This is a genomic window from Tistrella sp., assembly GCF_002684955.1.
GTDB classification, from domain to species: Bacteria; Pseudomonadota; Alphaproteobacteria; order Tistrellales; family Tistrellaceae; genus Tistrella; species Tistrella mobilis.
Genome location: NZ_NYWI01000033.1, coordinates 54,578 through 79,135, shown reverse-complemented (window position 1 = coordinate 79,135; position 24,558 = coordinate 54,578). Strand labels below are relative to the sequence as shown.

The following is a 24,558-nucleotide window of genomic DNA, read 5'->3' as shown; positions in this document are numbered from 1 at the left end:
CGGAAGCCTCGGTCGATCTGGTGATCACCGCGACCGACGGGGACGGGCTCACCGCCACCCGCAGCGTGACGATCACCGTGACCGACGTGAACGAGGCGCCGACGCAGCCGGTACTGACGGGTTCGACGGTGGCCGAGAATGCGGCGGGTGCCGTGATCGGCACTGTGACCGGCAGTGACCCGGATGATGGCGACAGCGTCACCTTCACGGTCGACGACGACCGGTTCGAGATCGTCGACGGCAGCCTGAAGCTGAAGGACGGCGTCTCCCTCGACCACGAGGCGGAAGCCTCGGTCGATCTGGTGATCACCGCGACCGATGCGGACGGGCTCACCGCCACCCGCAGCGTGACGATCACCGTCACCGACGTGAACGAGGCCCCGGCGCAGCCGGTGTTGACCGGGTCGACCGTGGCCGAGAATGCGGCGGGGGCGGGGATCGGCGCCGTGACCGGGTCGGATCCGGATGCCGGCGATACGCTGACCTTCACGGTGGATGACGACCGGTTCGAAATCGTCGACGGCAGCCTGAAGCTGAAGGACGGCATTGCGCTCGACTACGAGACCGAACCGAGTGTCGATCTGGTGATCACCGCCACCGACGCGGATGGGCTCACCGCCACCCGTGCCGTGACCATCACCGTCGTCGATGACGGCATCGTCGCGCCGACCCCGGTTCTGGATGGCGGCATCGTGGCCGAAAATGCGGCCGGTGCGATCATCGGCTCGCTGCCCGATATCGGCGACGGCAGCTATGCGGTTGACGATGCCCGCTTCGAGATCGTCGAGCGCGACGGCGTCCAGCTTCTGAAGCTCAAGGACGGCATCTCGCTCGATCACGAAGCGGCGGCCGAGGTCGTGGTGCGCCTGACCGCCACCGGCGGTGATGGCGGCACGGCCGAGGGTGACGTCACCATCCGTGTCACCGATGTCAACGAGGCCCCGGCCCAGCCGGTGCTCGATGCCGCGACCGTGGCCGAGAATGCGGCCGGTGCCACGATCGGCCGGGTGACCGCGACCGATCCGGACGATCCGGCGGTGAGCTTCGGCCAGAAGACCTTCACCGTCGACGACGCCCGTTTTGAGATCGTGGGCGGCGTGCTGAAGCTGAAGGACGGCGTCTCGCTCGATCACGAAGAAGCGGCGACGGTCGATCTGGTGCTGACCGTTACCGATGGCGGCGGGCTCACAGCCAGCCGCACGGTGACCATCACGGTCTCGGATGTGAACGAGGCGCCGGCAGCCCCGTCGCTCTCGGGCACGACGGTTGCCGAGAACGCGGCCGGGGCCGCGGTCGGTGTGGTCACCTGCACCGATCCGGATGGTGACGCGCTGACCTATACGGTGGACGATGCCCGCTTCGAAATCGTCGATATCGACGGTGCGCAGACCCTGAAGCTGAAGGACGGCATCGCCCTCGACCATGAGGGTGAGCCCGAGGTGACGGTGGTCATCACCGCCCGTGACCCGGGCGGCCTTTCGACCCCGATGATCGTGACCCTGACGGTCGGCGATGTGAACGAGGCGCCGGCGGCGCCGGTGCTGTCGGGCACGGTGCTGCCCGAGAACACGGCCGGCGCGGTGGTCGGCACCGTCACCGGCAGCGATCCGGATGCCGGCGACAGCGTCACCTTCACGGTGGATGACGCCCGCTTCGAGATCGTGGACGGCCAGTTGAAGCTGAAGGATGGCGTCTCGGTCGATTTCGAGACCGAGGCCAGCATCGACCTGGTCATCACCACCACCGATGGCGACGGGCTGACCGCGACCCGGGCGGTGACCATCACCGTGGTCGATGATGCCGTCACCCCGGTGCCGCCGGTGCTGACCGGTGGCAGCGTGGCCGAAAATGCGGCCGGCGCGGTTGCTGGCACCTTGCCGGACCCGGCGGGCGGCAGCTTCTCGGTGGATGATGCCCGTTTCGAGATCGTCGATCTGGACGGCACCTGGACGCTGAAGCTGAAGGATGGCGTGGCGCTCGACCACGAGGCAGCGGCCAGCGTCACCCTGACCCTCACCTCCACCGGCTCCGACGGCGGCACGCTCACCTCCACGGTCGTGATCACGGTGGGCGACGTCAACGAGGCGCCGGCCCAGCCGGTGCTCGACGCCGCGACCGTGGCCGAGAATGCGGCGGGGGCCACCATCGGCCGCGTGACCGCGACCGATCCGGACGACCCGTCGGTGAGCTTCGGCCAGAAGACCTTCAGCGTCGACGATGCCCGCTTCGAGATCGTGGGCGGCGTGCTGAAGCTGAAGGATGGTGTCTCCCTCGACCACGAGGCCGGGGCGAGCATCGACCTGGTGCTGACCGTCACCGATGGCGGCGGGCTCAGCGCCAGCCGCACGGTTACCATCACCGTGACCGATGTGAACGAGGCGCCGGCCCAGCCGGTGCTCTCGGGTGCGACGGTGGCCGAGAATGCGGCCGGTGCCGTGATCGGCACGGTGACCGGTATCGATCCGGATGCCGGCGACACCCTGACCTTCACGGTCGACGACAGCCGCTTCGAGATCGTCGACGGCACGCTGAAGCTGAAGGACGGCATCGCGCTCGATCACGAGGTCGAGGCGTCGGTGCAGCTGACCATCACCGCGACCGATGCGGCCGGTCTCACTGCCAGCCGCAGCGTGACCATCACGGTCGGCGATGTGAACGAGGCACCGACGGCACCGGCGCTCGACGGTAAATCGGTGGTGGAGAACCTGCCCGGGGCGGTGATCGGCGTGGTGTCGGCCGGCGACCCGGATGCCGGCGACACGCTCACCTACACGGTCGACGATGCCCGCTTCGAGATCGTGGGCGACGTGCTGAAGCTGAAGGCCGGCGTCTCGCTCGACTTCGAGACCGAACCCTCGGTCGATCTGGTGATCACCGCCACCGATGCGGGCGGCCTCGCCACCAGCACCACGGTGCAGGTGACGGTGGTCGACGACGGCGTGACCGCACCGCTGCCGGTGCTGAGCGGCGGCGTGGTGGCCGAGAATGCCCCAGGCGCCCTGATCGGCACGCTGCCGGGTGGGGCCGGGGTCTCCTACACCGTCGACGATGCCCGCTTCGAGATCATCGACCGCGATGGCGTGCCGACGCTGAAGCTGAAGGACGGGATCTCGGTCGACCACGAGGCGGAAGCCAGCATCACGCTGCGCATCACCTCAGAGGTCAGCGAGGGCGACACCGCGACCGCAGAGGTGCTGATCCGGGTTACCGACGTCAACGAGGCGCCCTCGGCACCGACCGTCGGCGGCTCCAGCCTGCCCGAGAACACTGCCGGTGCGGTGGTCGGCCGGGTGAGCGCGGTTGATCCCGATGATGCGGCAACCTCTGCCGGGCAGCTGACCTATACGGTCGACGATGCGCGCTTCGAGATCGTCTCGGGTGTGCTGAAGCTGAAAGACGGCATCACCCTCGACCACGAGGCCGAACCCTCGGTCGATCTGGTGCTGACCGTCACCGATGGCGGCGGGCTTACCGCCAGCCGCATGGTCACGATCACCGTGACTGATGTGAACGAAGCCCCGGCCCAGCCGGTGGTGTCGGGCGGGACCGTCACCGAGAATGTGGCGGGCGCGGTGGTCGGCACTGTCAGCGGCACCGATCCGGATGCCGGCGACACGCTGACCTTCACGGTCGACGACGCCCGGTTTGAGATCGTGGACGGGGTGCTGAAGCTGAAGGACGGCGTGTCGCTCGACCACGAGACGACCGCCGAGCTGACGCTGGTCGTCACCGCAACCGACGCAGGCGGTCTCACCGCCTCGCGGCTGGTGACGGTGGTGGTGGCCGATGTGAACGAGGCCCCGGCTGCCCCCACCCTCGACGGATCGGTGGTGCCGGAGGGCGTGGCCGGCGCCGGCATCGGCACGGTGACGGCGACCGACCCCGATGATGACGCGCTGACCTACACGGTCGACGATGCCCGGTTCGAAATCGTCGATGGCGTGCTGAAGCTGAAGGACGGCATCAGCCTGGATGCCGAGACCGAGGCGTCGGTCGATCTGGTGATCACCGCGACCGATCCGGACGGGCTGTCGGCATCGGCCACGGTGACGATCACCGTGCTCGACGACGGCGTCACCCCGACCGTGCCGGTGCTGACCGGGCGGACGGTGGCCGAGAATCTGGCCGGCGGTGTGATCGGCACCCTGCCGGACCCGAATGGCGGCAGCTTCTCGGTCGATGACGCCCGGTTCGAGATCGTCGATCTGGACGGCACCTGGACGCTGAAGCTGAAGGACGGTGTGGTGCTCGATCACGAGGCTGCGGCCTCGATCCGCCTGGTCATCACCTCGACCGCGGTCGACGACACCACGTTGTCGAGCACGGTGACGATCACCGTCAGCGATGTGAACGAGGTGCCGGGCGCGCCTGTACTCGATGCCGCCACGGTGGCCGAGAATGCCGCCGGCGCGGTGATCGGCCGGGTGACCGCAAGCGATCCCGACAGCGGCAGCACGGCCAATGGCCGGTTGACCTTCACCGTCGACGACGCCCGGTTCGAGATCGTGGGCGGCGTGCTGAAGCTGAAGGACGGCGTCTCCCTCGACCACGAGGCCGCGGCGACGGTCGATCTGGTGCTGACCGTCACCGATGGCGGCGGGCTCACCGCCAGCCGCACCGTCACCATCACGGTCTCGGATGTGAACGAGGCTCCGGCGGCGCCGTCGGTTTCGGGCACGGGGGTGGCCGAGAACGCGCCCGGTGCCGTGGTCGGTGCGGTGACCTGCACCGATCCGGATGGCGATGCGCTGACCTATACGGTCGACGACAGCCGCTTCGAGATCGTCGATATCGACGGGGTCCAGACCCTGAAGCTGAAGGACGGCATCGCGCTCGACCATGAGAGCGACCCGACCGTGACCCTGGTGGTCACTGCCCGCGATCCGGGCGGTCTGGCGACGGCGATGATCGTGACGCTGGCGGTCGGCGATGTGAACGAGGCGCCGACGGTGCCGGTGGTGACCGGCGATGCGGTGCAGGGCGGTTCGGAAGGTGCGATCGTCGGCCGGGTGTCGGCGAGCGATCCGGATGATCCGCTCACCGCCAACGGCCGGCTGACCTATACGGTCGACGATGCGCGGTTCGAGATCGTCGGCGGCGTGCTGAAGCTGAAGGATGGTGTGGTCATCTCCGCGGCCGACGAGGCTTCGGTGAGCCTGGTGATTACGGTCACCGATGGCGGCGGGCTTTCGGCCTCGACCACCGTCGATCTGACCGTGCGCCCCGACACCACCCCGCCGGTGCCGGTGATCGCCGATGGCCGGGTGCCCGAGAATGCGCCGGGCGCCGTGGTCGGCGTGATCGGCTTCCTTGAGGATGTCGATCCGGGGGTGGACGTCACCGTTGCGGTCGACGATGCCCGCTTCGAGGTCGTCACACAGGATGGCAGCTTCGTGCTGAAGCTGAAGGACGGCGTGGCGCTCGATCACGAGGCGGCTGACCGTGTCACCCTGCTGCTGACCACCACCACCATCGAGGGCACCCGCTCGTCGGTCGTGACCATCGCGGTCGGCGATGTGAACGAGGCGCCCTCGGCGCCGGTGCTCTCCGAGACCGTGGTGCCCGAGGATGCCCAGGTGATCGGCCGGGTGACCGCGACCGATCCGGATGCGGCCGAGACCCTGACCTTCTCGGTCAACGATCCGCGCTTCGAGATCGTCGATGGTGAGCTGCGGCTGGTGGCGGGCGAATTCCTCGACCATGAGGGCGAACCCTTCGTCGACCTGGTGATCACCGTCACCGACAAGGGCGGGCTCACCGCCTCGACCGCGGTGCGGCTGACGGTGACCGATGCGCCGGAAGCGCCGACGACACCGGTTCTGGAGGGTGGCGACATCCCCGAGAACGAGCCGGGCGTGGCGATCGGTACGGTCACCGCGGATGATCCGGACGGCAAGGGGATGACCTTTACCGTCGATGACGACCGCTTCGAGGTCGTGGGCGGCGTGCTGAAGCTGAAGGACGGGGTGTCGCTGGACTACGAGACCGAACCGTCCGTGACGATCGTGATCACGGCGACGGTGGCCAACGGCTTCTCGGCCTCCGGGACCTATGTCCTGCAGGTGCTGGACGGCAACGACGCCCCCTCGGCGCCGGTGCTGGATGGCAGCTCGGTGCCCGAGAACCAGGCCGGTGCCGTGATCGGTACGGTCACCGCCACCGATCAGGATGCCGATGACGAGCTGACCTTCACGGTCGACGACGACCGGTTCGAGATCGTGGACGGCCAGCTGAAGCTGAAGGATGGTGTCTCGCTCGACTACGAAGCCGAGCCCACGGTGACGCTGGTGCTGACGGTCACCGACCGCGAGGCGATCTCGGCCTCCACCACCGTCACCATCGGGGTGATCGACGACGGTATCGTGCCGCCGACGCCCGTGCTCGACGGCACCACCGTGCCCGAGAATGCGGCAGGCGCAGTGGTCGGGACCCTGCCGGATGTGGCAGGGGCCAGCTACACGGTCGACGATGCCCGCTTCGAGATCGCCGAGCTGGACGGCAGCTGGACGCTGAAGCTGAAAGACGGCATCGCCCTCGACCACGAGACGGCGGCGGAGATCACGCTCCGCATCACCGCCAGCGGTGCCGATGGCGGCACGGCATCGGCCCTGGTGCTGGTGCGGGTGCTGGATGTCGACGAGGCGCCGGCGGCACCGGTGCTGGATGGCGACACGGTTGCCGAGAATGCCGCGGGCGGCGTGATTGGCCGGGTGACCGCCACCGATCCGGATGGGGCCGACACCGGCAATGGTCGTCTGACCTATGGTGTCGACGATGCCCGGTTCGAGATCGTGGGCGGCGTGCTGAAGCTGAAGGATGGCGTCGCGCTCGACCATGAGGCGGAACCCGTCGTCGATCTGGTGATCACCGTCACCGACGGTGGCGGCCTGAGCGCCACCCGCAGCGTGACCATCACCGTCACCGATGTGAACGAGGCCCCGGCGGCGCCGGTGCTCTCGGGCAGCACGGTTGCCGAGAATGCGGCCGGGGCCGTGATCGGCAGCGTGACCGCCGGCGATCCCGACGGCGATGCGCTGACCTTCACGGTCGACGATGCCCGGTTCGAGATCATCGACGGCCAGCTGAAGCTGAAGGACGGTGTCGCGCTCGATCACGAGGCCGAACCCTCGGTCGCGCTGGTGCTGACCGCAACCGATGCCGGGGGCCTCTCGGCCACCCGGGTGGTGGTGGTGACCGTGACGGATGTCAACGAGGCCCCGGCGCAGCCGGTGCTCTCGGCCAGCCTGGTGGGTGAGAACCAGCCGGGGGCGGTGATCGGCGATGTCTCGGCCGGCGATCCGGACGGCGATGCGCTGACCTTCAACGTCGACGATGCCCGGTTCGAGATCGTGGACGGTCAGCTGAAGCTGAAGGATGGCGTCGCCCTCGACTTCGAGACCGAACCCACGGTCGATCTGGTCATCACCGCGCAGGATGCGGGTGGTCTGACCGGCAGTCTGACCGTGACCATCACCGTGGTCGATGACGGCATGCAGCCGGTGGTGCCGGTGCTGACCGGCAGCACGGTCGCCGAGAACGCGGCCGGGGCCGTGATCGGAACGCTGCCCGACCCCGAGGGCGGCAGCTTCACGGTCGACGATGCCCGGTTCGAGATCGTCGAGGCCGATGGCAGCTTCGTGCTGAAGCTGAAGGACGGCATCGCGCTCGACCACGAGGCGGCGGCCACCCTCGATCTGGTCATCACCTCGACCGATATCGAAGGCCACAGCATCGACGCCCCGATCACCATCCGGGTCACCAATGTGAACGAGGCTCCGGCGGCGCCGGTGCTGGCGGGTGACACGGTCGCCGAGAATGCCGCCGGCGGCGTGATCGGACGGGTGACGACCACCGATCCGGATGCGGGCGACACGGCGAGCTATGCCGTGGACGATGCCCGGTTCGAAATCGTGGGCGGGGTGCTGAAGCTGAAGGACGGGGTCTCTCTCGACCACGAGGCGGAGCCTGTCGTCGATCTGGTGATCACCGTCACCGATGCGGGCGGGCTTGTCGCCACCCGCAGCGTGACGATCACCGTCACCGATGTGAACGAGGCCCCGGCGGCGCCGGTGGTCTCGGGCAGCACGGTGGCCGAGAACGACGCCGGTGCGGTGATCGGTACGGTCACCGCCACCGACCCCGACGGCGATGCGCTGAGCTATACGGTCGACGATGCGCGGTTTGAGATCGTCGACGGCCAGTTGAAGCTGAAGGACGGCATCGCGCTTGATCACGAGGCCGAGCCCTCGGTGACGCTGGTGCTGACCGCAACCGACGGCGACGGCCTTGCCACCACCAGCCTGATCACCCTCGCCGTGACCAATGTCAACGAGGCGCCGACTGCGCCTGCGGTGGCGGGGGATGTGGTGCAGGGCGGCGAGGCCGGTGCGGTGGTCGGCCGGGTGACGGCCGGCGATCCGGACCAGGGCGACGCGCTGACCTATACGGTGGACGACGCCCGCTTCGAGGTCGTGGACGGCGTGCTGAAGCTGAAGGACGGCGTCACGCTCGACGCCGGCGATACGGCGAGCGTCGATCTGGTGGTGACGGTCACCGACCGCGGCGGGCTTTCGGCCGCCACGGCGATCACCGTCACCGTGCGGGCCGATGCCACCCCGCCGGTGCCGGTCCTGGCCGATGGCCGGGTCGACGAGAACACCCAGGGTGGCATCGTCGGCGCGGTGGGCTTCCTGGAAGATGTCGATCCGGGGGTCGAGGTCACGCTGTCGGTGAACGACGCCCGGTTCGAGATCGTCGAGATCGACGGCCAGGCGGTGCTGAAGCTGAAGGACGGCGTCTCCCTCGACCACGAGGCGGCCGACCGGATCACGCTGGTGATCAAGGCGACCACGATCGAGGGCAGCCGCAGTGCCGCGGTGGTGATCGCGGTCGGCGACGTGAACGAGGCGCCGGCGGTGCCGGTGATCGACAACCGCACCGTCGCCGAGAACGCGCCGGGGGCGGTGGTCGGCACCATCACCGTCAGCGACCCGGATGCGGCGGCGAGCGATTTCGGCAGCCTGGAGGTCTCGGTCGACGATGCCCGCTTCGAGGTGGTGGAACGCGACGGCGCGCTGGTTCTGAAGCTGAAGGACGGCGTGTCGCTCGACCACGAGGCCGGGCTTGGGGTGACGCTGACGCTCACCGTCACGGATGGCGGCGGTCTCTCCACCAGCCGGACGGTCGAGATCCTGGTCACCGACGTGGCCGAGGCCCCGACGGCGCCGGTGCTGGACGGCGCGACCGTGGCCGAGAATGCCGCCGGCGCGGTGATCGGTACGGTTTCGGCCAGCGATCCGGATGTGGGTGAGGCGCCGGTCATCACCGTCGACGATGCCCGCTTCGAGGTCGTCGACGGCCAGTTGAAGCTGAAGGACGGCCTTGCGCTCGATCACGAGGGCGAGCCGACCGTGACGCTGGTGCTGACCGCAACCGACGCCACCGGCCTTGCCACCAGCACGACCGTGGTGATCACGGTCGGCGACGTGAACGAGGCGCCCTCGGCGCCGGTGCTGCTCGACGATCGGGTCGGTGAGAACGAGCCCGGCGGCGTGGTCGGCGGCATCTCGGTCGACGATCCCGATCTGGGCGACACCGTCACCGTTACGGTCGACGATGCCCGCTTCGAGGTGGTCGAGGTCGATGGTGCGCTGGTCCTGAAGCTGAAGGACGGCGTGTCGCTCGACTACGAGACCGACGGCACCATCGACCTTGTCCTCACCGCCACCGATGCGGGCGGGCTGACCGCAAGCCGCAGCGTGACCATCACGGTCGGCGATGTGGACGAGAGCCCGAGCGCGCCGGTGCTGGATGGTGGCAGCGTGGCCGAGAACGCGGCCGGCGGCATCATCGGCCAGGTCTCGGTCGACGATACCGGCGTGCCCGGCGAGGTCACCTGGACGGTCGACGACGATCGCTTCGAGATCGTCGAGGTGGACGGCATCCAGACGCTGAAGCTGAAGGACGGCGTGTCTCTCGACCACGAGGCCGAGGGCTCGGTCCGGCTGGTGATCAGCGTCACCAATGCCGGCGGCATCACCGCCCGCAGCGTGGTCGACATCGCGGTTACCGACGTCAACGAGGCACCGGTTCTGGCCGAACCCGGGACCGTCCGGATCCTTGCCACCGGTCAGGTGGTGATCGACGGGTCGGTGCTGGAGGCGACGGATCCGGATGGCGATGCACTGGTCTTCCGCTTCGACGGCGAGACCCGCTACGGCACCTTCTATCTGAACGGCGTGGCGCAGACCGCGGGCTTCACGGTGTCGGCCGCCGACATCGCCGCGGGCCGGCTGGTCTATCGGCCGAGTGTCGACACCGCCGCAGCCGGTGCGCCCGGCCGGCCGGACTTCGTCGAGACGGTGACCGTGACGGCAGGCGACGGCGCGCTGGAGAGCGCATCGGTCACCCTGACCGTCGCGATCGAACCGATCCCGATCGACGTCCTGCCGGAAGAGAACGAGGTGCCGGTGGCGGTGGTCATCCCGATCCCGCCGGACGTCACCCTGGCCGAGTCGTCCTTCGGCCGCATCGAGCTGGTGTTGCGCGATCGCTTCTATGAAACCGCGATCGTCGAATATGCCCGCGAGGCCCATCGTGCCGCTTCGGGCTTCGAGCGCGAGCGGATCCTGGGCGACTACACCGCGCTGATGGCCCGCAGCCTGATCTCGGATCTCGCCATCGACACCACCTTCGACAGCGAACTGGTCACCACCTTCTTCGGCGATCTGCTGCGGCGGGTGGATGCCATCGCGGCGACCGGCGTGTCGATCGACAGGGTGGTGGTCAATGTGGTGCGCGAGGGGCAGCCGGTGCCGGCCGAGGCCGGTCCGCCGGTCGTCTTCCCGGCCGAGGCGCTGCCGCAGCCGCCGGCGCCTGCCGAGGGTGAGACCGAGCAGGGCGGCGCCCCGGAAGGCGAGGGGCAGCAGGGGGCGGATCTTCGCGGCCAGACCGCGGATGATACGCTGGCCTGGATCGAACCCGATCTGGTGCTGCTGGCCCGGCTGATCGATGGTGACGACGCCGCGACCGATGCGGTCTTGGCGGAGGCCGGCTTCTCTGCCAGCCTGCGCCAGGCTGCAACCAGCTTCGACCGCGAGGTCGAAGCCCTGGCCGGGGCACTGGGACAGGGGCCTGCGGTGAGGGTGGCGCGTGGCTGACAGGACGACTGCGACGGCGGGCTGCGACCGGCCCGCCGGCCATTTCGGGACGGTATCGACGATCATGACGCGCGGCAGAACGACCGCGGACAGACGGGGTGAGCATATGCGGGGGCAGGCAGCATTGAACGGGATCGGGCGGCACGGCCGCAAGGCGGTGGCGGGCGTGCTGGCCGCGGCGCTGCTCGCGGGGTGCACCGTGACGCCGGAGCCGATCGCGCCGGAGATGACCCAGGCGCGGATTTCGGCCGATCTTGCGCGGATGTTCTCGAACCAGGAGCCGGTGAGCGGCCGGTTGAGCCTGCATGAGGCGATGGCGCGGGCCATCCTCTACAATCTGGACGGCCGGCTCCGCACCATGGAGCAGGCGCTGAGCCAGCGGCAGCTGGATCTGTCGCGCTGGGATATGCTGCCCTCGCTCGCGGCCTCGGCGGGCTTCGTCGGGCGTGACAACGTCTCGGCGTCGAGCAGCGAGAACGTCGCGACCGGCACCGAATCGCTGGTGCCCTCGACCTCGACCGAGCGCAACCGCCGGGTCGCCGACCTCAACATGTCGTGGAACATCCTCGATTTCGGCGTCTCTTACGTCACCGCCCAGCAGAATGCCGACCGGTCGCTGATCGCCGCCGAACAGCGCCGCCGGGTGGTGCATACCATCATCCAGGACGTCCGCTCGGCCTATTGGCGGGCGGTGGCGGCGGAGCGGGTGCTGTCGCGCATCGACCCGCTGATGAGCCGGATCGAGACGGCGCTCGCTTCATCCGCGCAGATCGAGCAGCAGCAGCTGAGGGCGCCGACCGAGGCGCTGACCTATCGCCGCGGCCTGCTGGATGCCCTGCGCCAGCTTCAGGCGCAGAAGCGCGAACTGCGCCTGGCCAAGACCGAGCTGGCGGCGCTGATCAATCTGCGCCCGGGTGAGGACTTTACCCTGGAGGCGCCCGAAACCCAGGCCAGCCTGCCGCCGGTGACGTCGACCGGCGAACAGCTGGAAGTGCTGGCGCTGGCCAACCGGCCCGAGGTGCGCGAGCTGGACTATCAGACCCGCATCTCGCAGAAAGAAACCCGCAAGGCTCTGCTGCGGCTGCTGCCGGGTATCGAGCTCGATCTCGGCGCCCATTACGACAGCAACAAGTATCTGGTGAACAACGACTGGGCCGATTACGGCGTCAAGGTCACCTGGAACCTGCTCAACATCCTGCGCATCCCCGGTGCCATGGCGGTGGCCGAGGCGAATGAAGAGGTGGTCGATGCCCGGCGCATGGCGATCAGCATGGCGGTGCTGGCCCAGGTGCATGTCGCCCAGACCAATTACGACGAGGCGCGGATCCAGTATCAGACCGCCCGCGAACTGGCCGATCTGGATGCCCGCATCCTGGATCAGGCCAAGGCCGCGGCCGGCACCAGCCTGGGCGAGCTGCAGGTGATCCAGACCGAGCTTGCGGCGGTGCAGAGCCAGCTGCGCCGCGATCTGGCCTTCGCCGATGCCAACAACGCCTTCGGCCGCCTGTTCCTGTCGATCGGCGCCGACCCGCTGCCCGAGGCGCTGGATGCCCCCACGGTGGCCACGCTCACCCAGGCGATCGACCGGACCGAAACCAACTGGCGCGAGGGCCGGCCGACCTTCGCGCCCGTGCCGGCGGCAGTGGACAAGCCGAAGATCGCCTCCGCCAGCTGAGCCACGCCATCCGATCAAAAAAGAAACCGCCGGCATCCTGGGGGAAAGGATGCCGGCGGTTTTGCGTTCCGGCGCGTCCCCGAACCCGCGCGGAGGGAGGACGCGGAGAGCGGGGTGGTGCCGGAACGCCGCGGGCGATGGCCGGATCACCGGTCGGGCAGGGAGGGGCTCGGGGGAGAGCGTCGGGCCTGCCCGGGGGAGGTACCGGGGATCGATATCCGGCCACCGCCTGAGCGGGGGCTGCGGAAGGGTGGGGAGATCAGGCCGCCATGGCGGTGATCGCCCGGGCGATGTTGTCGGGGCCGACCCGATAGGCGGCTTCAAGCGGTGCCGAATAGCCGACCGGGATCCGGGGGGCACCCAGGCGGACCGGTTTCGCCTCCAGCCGGTCGCCCAGCGCCTCGGTGACGGTGGCGACGATCTCGGCCCCGAAGCCGGCATCGCGCACGGCCTCCTGCGCCACGATCAGCCGGCGGGTACGGGCCACCGATGACAGCACGCAATCGGCATCCCAGGGCCAGAGGCTGCGCAGATCGATCACCTCGGCCTCGACGCCCTCCAGCGCCGCCAGGCGGGCAGCTTCAAGTGCTTCGTGCACCGCTGCCGACCAGGCGACGATGGTGACGTCGCGGCCCTGGCGCCGGATCGCCGCCCGGCCGAGTGCCGCCGGCGCGTCGCTTTCGGGCGCCGCCCCCGACAGCGGCCAGAGCGCCTTGTGTTCCAGATGTACCACCGGGTCGTCGCAGCGGATCGCGGCCTTGAGCAGGGCATAGGCATCGGCCGGGGTAGCGGGTGCCGTCACCACCAGGCCCGGGATATGCACCCACCAGCTTTCCAGCGACTGCGAATGCTGGGCGCCGGAAGATCGCCAGACGCCGATCGGCTGGCGGACAACCAGCGGCACCCGGCCCTGGCCGCCGAACATGAAGCGGTTCTTGGCCGCCTGATTGACCAGTTCGTCGACCGCGCAGAGGGCGAAATCCGAGAAGCGCATCTCGACCACGGGCCGGCTGCCGACCAGGGCGGCCCCGACCGCAGCGCCCATGATCGTCGCTTCCGAGATCGGGGTGTCGACCACCCGGGTCTCGCCGAAGCGGGCCTGCAGGCCGTCATACTGCCTGAACACGCCGCCGCGGCCCAGATCCTCGCCCAGCGCCCAGACCCGGGGGTCGCGCTCCAGCTCTTCCGCCAGCGCCCGGCGGGCGCCCTCGATATAGGTGAAGCCGCTCATGCCAGATGCTCCGCCGGAAGGGGGTGGGCAAGGCCGCGTTCGGCCCCGGGGACCGGGCGGCCGACATCCTGGACGTCGTCGAAGGCGGCGGCGGTTTCGGGGAAGGGGGCGGCGAGGGCGGCGGCGACCACATCGGCGATGCGCCGGGTCTCGGCCGCCTCGATGGCCGCGATCTCGTCCACGTCCAGGCCCAGCGCCTTCAACTCGGCGGCATTGCGGGCGATGGGATCGTCTTCCCACCGTGCCGCCACCTCTTCCGCCGGGCGATAGGGGGCGGGGTCGGTGACGGTGTGGCCCTTCAGCCGGTAGGTGCGGGCATGCAGCAGCCGCGGCCCGCCACCGGCGCGGATATCGGCGATCAGCCGGCCGGCGGTTTCATCCACGGCCTCGACATCATTGCCGTCGATGCTGACGGCCGGCACGCCCAGCGCCTCGGCCCGGGCCGCGATGCCGGGCCCGGCGCTCATGGTCGCGGTGCGGGTCGTGGCCGACCAGTTGTTGTCCTCGCAGACGAACAGGACCGGCAGGCGAAACACCGCCGCCCAGTTGAGCGATTCCAGGAACGGTCCGCGATTGGCCGCCCCGTCGCCGAAATAGCAGACCGCGATGGCATTGCGGCCCAGCAGGCGCAGCCCCTGCGCCGCGCCGACCGCGATCGGCAGGCCCGCACCCACGACGCCATTGGCCCCCAGCATGCCGACATCGAAATCGGCGATGTGCATGGAGCCGCCCTTGCCGGCGCAGGAACCGCCGGCCCGGCCATAGAGTTCCAGCATCATGCCGTGCAGATCGGCACCCTTGGCGATGCTGTGGCCATGGCCGCGATGGGTGGAGGCGATCACATCGGCGCGGATCAGATGGGCGGAAACGCCCGCGGCCACGGCTTCCTGGCCAATGGACATGTGCACGGCACCCGCCACATGGCCCGCGGCGAGCCCGGCTTCGGCGGCCCGTTCGAAGGCGCGGATCCGCCACATCATGGCGTGATGGTCAACAAGGCGCCGACGCCTGCCGTTGTCTGCGGCAGGCGGCGCCGATACGGGATCGGTCGTCACCGGTTTTCCTCCCCGGAAGCGCCCTTGGCCCGCGTCTGGGGTGACGCAGGTCGGGCAGCATGTTCTGCTCGTTATCCAGGCGGCGCGGGGGAACCCTGCGCCCTGAGCGTGTGCCGGCGTTGCTCCCGGCGGGGTCCTTCATGTGGACATCGCTATTCGGTCCATCATGTGGCCAGTCCATCATGTGGATTGGGCTTTTCGCTCAAGACCAAGCTACAAATCATCTGTTACGTTGTCAAATCGACGTAACAGAGACATCATTCGACAAGAGGATCGGCAAGACGTCCACATAATGGACCATCGTGGACGACTTGGCGCACCCTCGCGACCTTCCCCGTGAGCGGCCCGTTCGAAGGCAGCCCGGAGACCACCGGAGGAAACGTGTCACCATGCCCGAGACCCTGACGGGCGGACCCGCCCGTGGTGCCGCCCCCGCCCGCCGTGGACCCGCGGTCCCCGCCGCGGCACCTGCCGCCCCCACCGGAACCCAGTCGGTGGAACGTGCGATCAGCCTGTTGCGCATCCTGGCCCGGCGCGATGCCGGCGGGGCGCGACTGGTCGACGTGGTCGCCGACAGCGGCCTGAACAAGCCGACCGTGCGCCGCCTGCTGCTGGTGCTGATGCGCGAAGGCCTGGTCGACCAGGACCCGGGCAGCCGCCGCTATCATCTGGGGGTGGAGACCTTTGCGCTGGGCTCGGTTGCGGCCGAACGCTTCGGCATCCGCAAGATCGCGGCCCCGGCGGTGCTGCGCATCGCCGAAGCCTCGGGCGATACCGCCTATCTCTCGGTCCGCTCCGGCTTCGATGCGATCTGCGTGGAGCGGCAGGAAGGTGCCTTCCCGATCCGCACGCTGACGCTTGCGGTGGGCGACCGGCGGCCGCTGGGCGTGGGTGCGGGCAGCCTGGCGCTGCTCGCCTTCCAGCCCGATCTGAACGAGGTCCGCTCGATCATCGACGTGAATGCCGGGCGGGTGAATTCCTACGCGCCGCGCTTCGAGCCCCAGCGCCTGCTGACCCTGGTCGACCAGACCCGCAACCAGGGCTATGCGTTCAATGACGGGCTGATCGTGGCGGGAATGAGCGCCGTGGCCGTGCCGATCCTGAACCGGCGCGGGGAACCCGAGGCGGCGTTGAGCATCGCCGCGATCGACAGCCGGATGACGCCCGAGCGTCGCGCCCAGCTGGTCGCCCTGCTGCAGCGCGAGCGGGAGCGGATCGAACAGCAGCTGGGCCGTACCCAGTCGCCGGGGGCGCGGGATCTGGCGCTTCGGGCGCGGAACCGCATGCGGGCCTGATCGGGTGGGGCCTGATCGGGTGGGGCCTTGACCGGCGCGCGGGCCTGGGCTGCATCAGGAACGTTAGTGACCTAATGGAATGATTTGCTAGGCTAACGGTCTCGTTCGTTCCGTGAGGCCCTGCAGGTCATGCTGCCCGTCATCGATCCGGTCAATGCCACCGTTCCCGTTCCCACCACCGGCCCGGACGCGCCGCCCAGGGCGCGCCTGGGCTGGACCGTCGCGCGCCTGGCGCGCAGCTGGCGGGCGCTGCTCGACCAGCGCCTGGCACCGCACAATCTGACCCAGTCGCGCTGGCGGGTGATGAATGTGGTGGCGACCGAGCCCCGCGCCCTGACCCAGCGGGAACTGGCCGAGCGCCTGGCGATCGAGGCGCCGACCCTGGTGCGGCTGCTGGACCGGCTGGAGGCGGACGGGCTGGTGACGCGCTGCGCCGACCCCGACGACCGCCGGCGCAAGGTGATCCGGCTGGGGCCGAATGCCGCCCCGGCCACCCGGACGATCAGCCAGGCGATCACCGAGGTGCGCGACGATCTGCTGGGCGACGTGCCCGAAGAGCGCATCGTCGAGGCGCTGGCCCTGCTCGACATGATCCAGGCCCGCACCGATCGTCTGCTGGCGGGGGCCGCGGCCGCCGATGACGATCAGGGAGGCGCCCGGTGACGGCCCCCCGCGACGGATCCGACGACGAGACGCGGCTGCCCGAACCCGCCGTGACCGCAGGCCCTGCGATCACGGCGACCGAACGCCGGCTCGCCATTGCGGCGCTGATGTGCGGGACCATCGCCACGGTGCTGTCGGCGACACTGATCAATGTGGCGCTCGCCACCTTCATGGCCGATATGGGCGTCGGCCATACCGTGGCGCAGGGCCTGTCCACCGGCTTCCTCGCCGCCAATACCATCGCCATGCCCGTGGCGCCCTGGATGATGGGGCGGCTGGGCTTTCGCAAGCTCTACATCCTGGCGATCGCGGTCTTCGTGGCCGCGGCGCTGCTGGGCGGCTTCGCGCCCGGCGCCCATGCCGCCATCGCCGCCCGGGTCATCCAGGGGGCGGCGGCGGGCATGATCCAGCCGCTGGCCATGGTGGTCATCTTCCGCATGTACCCGCCCGACAAGCGCGGCGCCGCCATGGGTCTCTACGGCCTGGGCGTGGTGCTGGCACCGGCGCTGGCGCCCAGCCTGGGCGGTGCGCTGGTCGAATTCGCCGGCTGGCGGTCGGTGTTCTTCGTGGCGATCCCGGTCTGCCTGGTCGGCATGGGGCTGGCCATGAAGGCCCTGCCCGATGCCCGGCCGGCCGGGGCGGGGGGCCGGTTCGACGGGCTTGGCTTCGTGCTGCTTGCAACCGCGCTCGTCTCGCTGATCGGGGTGTTGAGCCTGGGCAAGTCGCAGGGCTGGGTGTCGCTGCCGGTGCTGGGGCTGGTGGTGCTGTGCGTGGCGGCGGCCGCGGCCTTCCTCGCCTGGGAAAGGCGGGTAACCCGGCCGCTGATGGATCTGAAGATCTATCGCGCGCCGGGCTTTGCCGCGGCGGCGCTCTGTTCCATGACCCTCGGCCTCGGCCTGTTCGGCTCCACCTATCTGCTGCCGCTGCTGCTGGAAACCGCGCGGGGGATGAGCCCGGCGGAAGTGGGCCTGGCCATGGCCCCCGGCGGTTTCGCCATGGCGGCGATGTTCCCGATCGCCGGGCGCCTGGCCGACCGCATGCCGGCCCGGCCGCAGGTCATGATCGGCCTCGGCTGCTTCGCGCTCCATGCGGTGCTGATCACCTGGGCCGAATTCTCAGCCGGATTCTGGGTGATCGCCGGCATCATGGCCTTCGGGCGGATGTCACTGGCTCTGGTGATGCCGGCCCTGTCGGCCGGCGGGCTCAGGCTCCTGGGCGAAAGCCAGGTGGCGCAGGGGGCGGCGGCGCTGAATGTCGGGCGCCAGTTCGGCGGCGCGGTCGGTGTCGCCATTCTGGCGGTGGTGCTGGAAACCGCCGAGGCGGCGCTGCCCGGCCAGACCATGGAGGCCTTCGCGATCACCCTGATGGTGATGGCGGGCTTCGGGCTGACCGCCATGTTCGTGGCCCTGCGCCTGCCCGGCCGGGTATAGGCGGGGCGGCTCGTCTGCAGGGTGTGCGGAAGATGGGCGCATCAACCTTGATGTGATAGTGTCGGATGGCTGACCCGGGCGCCCCCGCCGGAGGCCATCCGCCATGCTCGTCCGTCATCTCTCGTATTTCGTGACCCTGGCCGGCGAGAAGCATTTCGCTCGGGCGGCGGCGCGCTGCAACATCACCCAGCCCACGCTCTCGGCCGCGATCCGCAAGCTGGAGCAGGATCTGGAGGTGCGGCTGGTGGTGCGCGGCCACCGCTTCACGGGGCTGACCGCCGAGGGTGAGAAGCTGCTGGTCTGGGCCCGCCAGATCCTGCGCGATTACGACAGCCTGCGCGAGGATCTGGATGGCGGCAGCGGGCTGACCGGCACGCTCAGACTGGGGGTGATCCCCGCGGCCATGCCCTCGGTCGCGTTTCTGAGCGCACGCTTCATGGCTGCCCATCCCGCTGCCCGCATCGCCATTCAGTCGCTCACCTCCCGCGCCATCCAGCGCGGGCTCGACGCCTTCGAGCTGGATGGCGGCCTGACCTATCTTGAGAACGAGCCGCCGGAACATGTCCGGCTGCTGCCGCTCTATCAGGAGCGCTATGTCTTCGTGACCGGCCCCGATCATCCCTTCGCGGGCCGCGACCGGCTGGGCTGGGCCGAGGCCTTCACCCAGACGCTGTGCCTGCTCAGCGAGGACATGCAGAACCGCCGGATCCTGAACAAGGTCGCCTCGGGGCTGGGGGTGACGGTCGATGCGCCGGTCGTGAGCAATTCTTTCCTGGGCGCCTGCGCCCATATCCGCCAGGGCGGCTGGTCCAGCATCGTGCCGCATACGTTTCTGCATGTGCTGGGGGCGACGCCCGATCTGGTCTCGATCGATCTGGTCGATCCGGTCCATACCCAGTCGGTGGGGCTGGTGCTGTCGGATCGCGACCCGCCGTCGCCCATGGCCGCGGCCCTGCTCACCTGTCTGCGCGGCGCGGATTTCGAGCGGGATTTCGCCCGGGAAAACGCCCGGGTTGATAGAGGACGGTGATCAAACGTTCATTCGTTTCGATTTGATCCGGGGCGCGGGATGACCCAGCGTTGTTCGACCGGAGGTGAAAGAGGCTGGAAAGGCCACCACCACCGGGCGGGGAAGCTTTCAGGCAGATCGGTCGGCATGTCGGGGCCGGATGACGGATCGTGGGTGCGCGCTATCGCGCATCGCCAGCCCGTTTCCCCGCTGTGCCAGGGCAGCCGGGCCCCCCGCAGATCCGCGTCGCTGGGGAGGAATTCGACGCCATGGTTCAGATCGCCGCCACCGACGGCCCGGGCGCTCGCCCCGGGCTGCTCGATCGCGAACGCATCATCGCCCGTCCGGGCTTCAATCGCTGGCTGGTGCCGCCGGCGGCGCTTGCCATTCATCTCTGCATCGGCATGGCCTATGGGTTCAGCGTCTTCTGGCTGCCGCTGTCGCGCGCGATCGGCGTGACGCAGCCGGTCGCCTGCGCCGATCTCACGCTCTTCTCGGCGCTGACCACCACCAGCTGCGACTGGCGGATCAGCGATCTGGTCTGGATCTATACCCTGTTCTTCGTGGTGCTCGGCACCTCGGCTGCGGTGTTCGGCGGCTGGCTGGAACGGGCGGGGCCGCGCAAGGCCGGTGTCGTGGCCGCAATCTGCTGGTGCGGCGGCATGGCAGTGTCGGCGCTGGGCATCGCCAGCCATCAGCTCTGGCTGATGTGGCTGGGCTCGGGCGTGATCGGCGGCGTCGGTCTGGGGCTCGGCTACATCTCGCCGGTCTCCACCCTGATCAAATGGTTCCCCGACCGGCGCGGCATGGCCACCGGCATGGCGATCATGGGCTTCGGCGGCGGTGCGATGATCGGCAGCCCGCTCGCCAACATGATGATGAACCACTTCCGCACCCCGGACTCAGTGGGCGTGTGGGAAACCTTTCTGGCGCTGGGCGCGATCTATCTGGTGTTCATGCTGGCCGGGGCCTTCGGCTACCGCGTGCCGCCGGCCGGCTGGCGGCCCGATGGCTGGACGCCGAAACCGGCGTCCAAGGCCATGATCACCCATGGCCATGTCCATCTGCGCGACGCCCATAAGACACCGCAATTCTGGCTGATCTGGGCGGTGCTGTGCCTGAACGTCTCGGCCAGCATCGGCATCATCGGCGTGGCCGCACCCATGCTGCAGGAAATCTTCGGCGGCGCGCTGGTCGGGGCCCCCGATGTCGGCTTCCTGGACTTCGACGAGCAGCAGAAACTCTCGGCCGCGGCGATCGCTGCCGGCTTCGTGGGGCTGATCTCGCTGTTCAACATCGGCGGCCGCTTCTTCTGGGCCTCATTGTCGGATCATCTGGGCCGCAAGGCCACCTATGCGGTGTTCTTCGTGCTGGGGGCCGGCCTCTATCTGGCGGCGCCGATGCTGGCGGGCAGCCATGCGCTGGCGTTGTTCGTGCTCGCCTTCTGCGTCATCGCCTCGATGTATGGCGGCGGCTTTGCGACCATCCCGGCCTATCTGGCCGACATCTTCGGCACCCAGTTCGTCGGCGCCATCCACGGCCGGCTGCTCACCGCCTGGTCGACCGCGGGCATTCTGGGGCCGCTGGTGGTCGCCTATATGCGCGACGCCCAGATCGCCGCCGGCGTGCCGCGGCCGCAAATCTACGACACGATCATGATCGTGCTGGCGGTGATGCTGGCGGCCGGCTTCCTCTGCAATCTGGCGATCCGCCCCCTGGCCGAGCGCTGGTTCATCGGCAAGGCCGAACTGGCCGAGATCCAGGCGAAGCTCCGCCCGGTGGATGCCGCGCATGAGGGCTCGTTCGGCATCGGCCGCGGCGGCATCGACACCCGCGCCACCCTCGCCTGGGCCGCCGTCGGCCTGCCGATCCTCTGGGGGTGTGGATCACCCTCGACAAGGCGCTGGTGCTGTTCCGGTAAGGCTCTCTGCGACGTCTTGTGTTTCATGACCTGGGTCCATACATCGACAGACCCTGACGTCGCCGCAGAAGATCGTGTATGCGAGGCGCTCTCAGAACGCCTCGCATACCGGCCAGTGGAATCTCTCGGCGGTTCCGTGCTGGTGGAGATCTTTTATACGGGGCGCGCCCCCATCGGGGATCGGGGCGTCGATCGCCTCAGGTGATGGCCTCCAGGCCCTTCTTCCTGATTACCGTCAACAGGCGAAGCGCGGGGCCGCCAGGTTTTTTGACACCACGTTCCCAGTCTGACACGAGATTCCGACTGACATTCAGATAGCGGGCGAACACTGGCTGGGACAAGCGTTCCCGTTCACGGAGTGCTCGTATGTCATCCGGTGACATGCTTTCGACTGGTGTCAGGCATGCATCATCGAAATCACGCATCGTCTTCTTGTCGATGGCGCCAATATCGTGCAGCGCTTCCATCGTCTCGTGGATCGCTGCGAGAGGATCACTGCGATATCTCTTCATCATCGTGTGCGATCTCCAGGAAGTCGCCCCTTCGAACGAGTTCTGTCAGCTCTTTCCCTGTCAGGGCAAGGACGCGACGGGCTGCCTCTTTGAACTGCCGTTCTTCAGACTCAGTCAGATTAGCCAGGTCACTCTTGGAAAAGCCGTAAATGAAGAACGCACGATCATGATGCCTGAAGAATATGATCGTCCGATAACCTCCGGATTTCCCCTGGCCGGGGCGCGCAATCCTTTGTTTGATTACCCCGCCACCGAGGTCTGCATCTATCTGGCCGGCGTTGGCCCGCCTTACGGCATCCACCAATGGGGACAGTGGTAGCCGCTGTTTGCGAACGAAGCGGGCAAACCAGGCATTCATGAACAGCCTCAAAGCTTCGTACCCCATTAATATCACACATGGCGTGATACTTTATCAAGCAATGCTACCCTCTCAATCGCTCCCCGCCACCCAGATCGCAGCCAGGCGTTCCAGGCCGGCCTGGTCATCGGTGTCGAAGCGGGCGGGGTGGGGGCTGTCCAGGTCGAGCACACCCAGGATCCGGCCGTCGCGGATCAGCGGCACGACGATTTCCGAAGCCGAGGCGGCGTCGCAGGCGATGTGGCCGGGGAAGGCGTGGACGTCTTCGACCAGCTGGGTGCGGCCTTCGGCGACCGCCGTGCCGCATACGCCGCGGCCGCGGGCGATGCGCACGCAGGCCGGCCGGCCCTGGAAGGGGCCGAGCACCAGCTCGTCCGGGCTTTTCAGGAAGTAAAAGCCGGCCCAGTTCAGGCCGGGCAGCGACATCCAGATCAGCGCCGACATGTTGGCGGCATTGGCCACCGGGTCGCGCTCGCCCGCGATCAGGGTGTCGAGCTGGCGGGCGAGCAGGCGGTACAGCTCGGGCTTGGGGGTCGCGTCGGTATCGATGGGGGCGGCGTCGAACATGGGGGGCGCGAGCTCCGGCTGTCAGGCGGTGGGCGGGGTGGCTGTGGCCCCGATCATGCCCAGGCTTTCGGCCGCCGTCACGCTTCGACCGCGGGTGGAGGCGTTGCGGATGCCGCTCGCCATCAGCCGGTCGGCGGCGGCAGCGCCGGTTTCCGCCCCAAGGCCTTCGGCGCCGACATCGAGCCCCAGCCCGCCGCCCAGCCCGGCCAGCGCCTGCACCAGCCGGGCGGTCTCCGCCTCGTCGATCCGCTGGATGAAACTGCGGTCGATCTTGACCCGGTCCAGTTCCAGATCGCGCAGATGGTAGAGGCTGGAATAGCCGGTGCCGAAATTGGCCAGCGCCACCCGTGCACCCGCGGCCCTCAGATCGCCGACCAGGGCGCGGACGGCATCCGGATCGCCGACGAGCGTGCTTTCGGCGATGTCGAACTCGACCCGCGATGCCGGCAGCCCGGCTTCGGCCAGGATGCCCTGCGCATCGGCGGCGAAGGCCGGATCCTTCACCTGCCCCGGCAGCAGGTCGACCGACAGCAGAACGTCGGCGGGCCAGCCTGCCGCCGTGCGGGCGGCCTCGACCAGCATCCAGCGGCCCAGACCGTGGATGAGGCCGGTATCTTCGGCGATTGGCAGAAAGCGTTCGGGCGGGATGTCGCCATGGACGGGATGCCGCCAGCTGATCACCGCTTCGAAACCCGTCACCCGGCCGGTGTCGAGTTCGATCGAGGGCTGGTAGAGCAGGTCGAGCCCGCCTTTGGCCACGGCCGCCCTGAGATCGGTCTCCAGCGCCTCGCGCTGGCGGACCGCATCATCCATCTGGCTCTCGAAGAAGCGGAAGGCGGTGCGGCGCTCGGTCTTGGCACGGTAGAGCGCCACATCGGCGCGCCGCAATGCCTCTACCGGATCATCGGCATCCTGGGGCAGAAGTGCGATGCCGATGCCGGTGCCGACATCATGCCGGCCGCGGCCGCTGGCGATCGGGTCGGCGAAGGCGCGGGTCAGGCGCAGCGCCACGCTGGTCGCGGCTTCCGGCCCCATCAGATGCGGGGCGAGCACGGCGAATTCGTCGCCGCCCAGCCGGGCGACCAGGTCGCTGTCGCGCACCGCGCCCATCAGGCGGTTGGCGACCACCATCAGCACCTCGTCGCCGGTGCCGTGGCCATAGACGTCGTTGACCTGTTTGAAGCCGTTCAGGTCCAGCAGGAACAGGCCGTGGGTGGCGCCCGCGGCCGGCGGGGCGGCGATCGCGGCTGCGAGGCGTTCCTCGAAGCGGCGCCGGTTGGCAAGGCCGGTCAACGGATCCTGATAGGCGAGGCGCCGGGCCTCGGTTTCCGCCGCCCGCCTGCGGGCGATCTCGCGGCTCTGCTCGCGGTACTGGCGCAGCGCCACCCCCAGCATGATCAGGGCCAGCAACACCCCCAGCGCCAGCGCCTCGTCGAGCTCCAGCATCGCGGTCGCCGTGTCGGCGGCATGTTCACTCGCTTCGAACAGGTCGAAGGCGACCGCCACATAGCCGGCCACGACCATGACCACGGCGATGATGCCGGCATCCCTCAGGCAGATGCGCCGACGAACCAGGCGGCGCAGAATGCGGCGGGGCCGCGACGTCGACATACGATTATCCTCCTTCCGATCACCGGGGCAGGTGGTTGTGCATGGCCCGAAATGCGACCGCCGCCCGGATCG

At 69.0% G+C, this 24,558-nt stretch carries 12 protein-coding genes and 1 pseudogene; 7 read left to right on the top strand and 6 right to left on the bottom strand.

Going from position 1 to position 24,558, the window contains the following annotated elements; translation table 11 throughout:
• The first annotated feature begins 20 nt into the window (after positions 1 to 20).
• Together CMO28_RS10760 and CMO28_RS10755 are read left to right on the top strand one after the other, a co-directional pair.
• Positions 21 to 11,159, top strand: coding sequence for a cadherin-like domain-containing protein (locus CMO28_RS10760; protein ID WP_296713287.1), 11,139 nt, complete (start codon positions 21 to 23; stop codon positions 11,157 to 11,159).
• Positions 11,160 to 11,283: 124 nt separating this feature from the next.
• On the top strand, positions 11,284 to 12,834 hold the full coding sequence (locus tag CMO28_RS10755) for a TolC family protein (RefSeq protein ID WP_296713284.1): 1,551 nt from the start codon (positions 11,284 to 11,286) through the stop codon (positions 12,832 to 12,834).
• A 259-nt stretch (positions 12,835 to 13,093) separates the two neighbouring features.
• On the opposite strand, the gene CMO28_RS10750 is transcribed toward CMO28_RS10755, so the two are convergent.
• On the bottom strand, positions 13,094 to 14,065 hold the full coding sequence (locus CMO28_RS10750) for an alpha-ketoacid dehydrogenase subunit beta (protein WP_296713282.1): 972 nt from the start codon (positions 14,063 to 14,065) through the stop codon (positions 13,094 to 13,096).
• Complete coding sequence (locus CMO28_RS10745; protein WP_322111328.1) at positions 14,062 to 15,045, bottom strand: thiamine pyrophosphate-dependent dehydrogenase E1 component subunit alpha; 984 nt, start codon at positions 15,043 to 15,045, stop codon at positions 14,062 to 14,064. Before CMO28_RS10745 ends, CMO28_RS10750 begins: the two co-directional genes overlap by 4 nt.
• A 464-nt stretch (positions 15,046 to 15,509) precedes the next feature.
• On the opposite strand from CMO28_RS10745, the gene CMO28_RS10740 reads away from it, so the two are divergent.
• The 5 genes and pseudogenes from CMO28_RS10740 to CMO28_RS10720 all read left to right on the top strand — a co-directional run bounded on the left by CMO28_RS10740 (position 15,510) and on the right by CMO28_RS10720 (position 21,438).
• Entirely contained in the window at positions 15,510 to 16,415 is a 906-nt protein-coding gene (locus CMO28_RS10740) for an IclR family transcriptional regulator (protein WP_296713279.1), read from the top strand.
• Positions 16,416 to 16,544: 129 nt separating this feature from the next.
• Complete coding sequence (locus CMO28_RS10735; protein WP_296713277.1) at positions 16,545 to 17,078, top strand: MarR family transcriptional regulator; 534 nt, start codon at positions 16,545 to 16,547, stop codon at positions 17,076 to 17,078.
• Positions 17,075 to 18,508, top strand: coding sequence for a DHA2 family efflux MFS transporter permease subunit (locus tag CMO28_RS10730; protein WP_296713275.1), 1,434 nt, complete (start codon positions 17,075 to 17,077; stop codon positions 18,506 to 18,508). Before CMO28_RS10735 ends, CMO28_RS10730 begins: the two co-directional genes overlap by 4 nt.
• 103 nt (positions 18,509 to 18,611) lie before the next feature.
• Positions 18,612 to 19,538 carry a LysR family transcriptional regulator gene (locus CMO28_RS10725; RefSeq protein ID WP_296713274.1) on the top strand — a complete coding sequence of 309 codons (927 nt, stop codon included), beginning with the start codon at positions 18,612 to 18,614 and terminating at the stop codon, positions 19,536 to 19,538.
• A gap of 248 nt (positions 19,539 to 19,786) precedes the next feature.
• Positions 19,787 to 21,438: pseudogene (locus CMO28_RS10720) on the top strand (OFA family MFS transporter).
• Between the two features lie 197 nt (positions 21,439 to 21,635).
• Here CMO28_RS10720 and CMO28_RS10715 read toward each other — a convergent pair.
• The 4 genes from CMO28_RS10715 to CMO28_RS10700 form a co-directional block, all read right to left on the bottom strand.
• Positions 21,636 to 21,953 carry a helix-turn-helix domain-containing protein gene (locus CMO28_RS10715; RefSeq protein ID WP_296713270.1) on the bottom strand — a complete coding sequence of 106 codons (318 nt, stop codon included), beginning with the start codon at positions 21,951 to 21,953 and terminating at the stop codon, positions 21,636 to 21,638.
• Entirely contained in the window at positions 21,931 to 22,308 is a 378-nt protein-coding gene (locus tag CMO28_RS10710) for a type II toxin-antitoxin system RelE/ParE family toxin (RefSeq protein WP_296713269.1), read from the bottom strand. The genes CMO28_RS10715 and CMO28_RS10710 overlap by 23 nt, the downstream gene beginning before the upstream one ends.
• Positions 22,309 to 22,380: 72 nt before the next feature.
• Entirely contained in the window at positions 22,381 to 22,875 is a 495-nt protein-coding gene (locus CMO28_RS10705; protein ID WP_296713267.1) for a GAF domain-containing protein, read from the bottom strand.
• A gap of 21 nt (positions 22,876 to 22,896) precedes the next feature.
• Positions 22,897 to 24,486 carry a putative bifunctional diguanylate cyclase/phosphodiesterase gene (locus CMO28_RS10700; protein WP_296713266.1) on the bottom strand — a complete coding sequence of 530 codons (1,590 nt, stop codon included), beginning with the start codon at positions 24,484 to 24,486 and terminating at the stop codon, positions 22,897 to 22,899.
• Positions 24,487 to 24,558 lie beyond the last annotated feature (72 nt).

Bases quoted from the DNA above. Each gene is read 5' to 3' on its own strand.
- CMO28_RS10705 (WP_296713267.1), bottom strand. From the start codon at position 22,875: ATGTTCGACGCCGCCCCCATCGATACCGACGCGACCCCCAAGCCCGAG.
- CMO28_RS10725 (WP_296713274.1), top strand. From the start codon at position 18,612: ATGCTCGTCCGTCATCTCTCGTATTTCGTGACCCTGGCCGGCGAGAAG.
- CMO28_RS10715 (WP_296713270.1), bottom strand. From the start codon at position 21,953: ATGATGAAGAGATATCGCAGTGATCCTCTCGCAGCGATCCACGAGACG.
- CMO28_RS10710 (WP_296713269.1), bottom strand. From the start codon at position 22,308: ATGAATGCCTGGTTTGCCCGCTTCGTTCGCAAACAGCGGCTACCACTG.
- CMO28_RS10750 (WP_296713282.1), bottom strand. From the start codon at position 14,065: ATGAGCGGCTTCACCTATATCGAGGGCGCCCGCCGGGCGCTGGCGGAA.
- CMO28_RS10740 (WP_296713279.1), top strand. From the start codon at position 15,510: ATGCCCGAGACCCTGACGGGCGGACCCGCCCGTGGTGCCGCCCCCGCC.
- CMO28_RS10745 (WP_322111328.1), bottom strand. From the start codon at position 15,045: ATGATGTGGCGGATCCGCGCCTTCGAACGGGCCGCCGAAGCCGGGCTC.
- CMO28_RS10700 (WP_296713266.1), bottom strand. From the start codon at position 24,486: ATGTCGACGTCGCGGCCCCGCCGCATTCTGCGCCGCCTGGTTCGTCGG.
- CMO28_RS10735 (WP_296713277.1), top strand. From the start codon at position 16,545: ATGCTGCCCGTCATCGATCCGGTCAATGCCACCGTTCCCGTTCCCACC.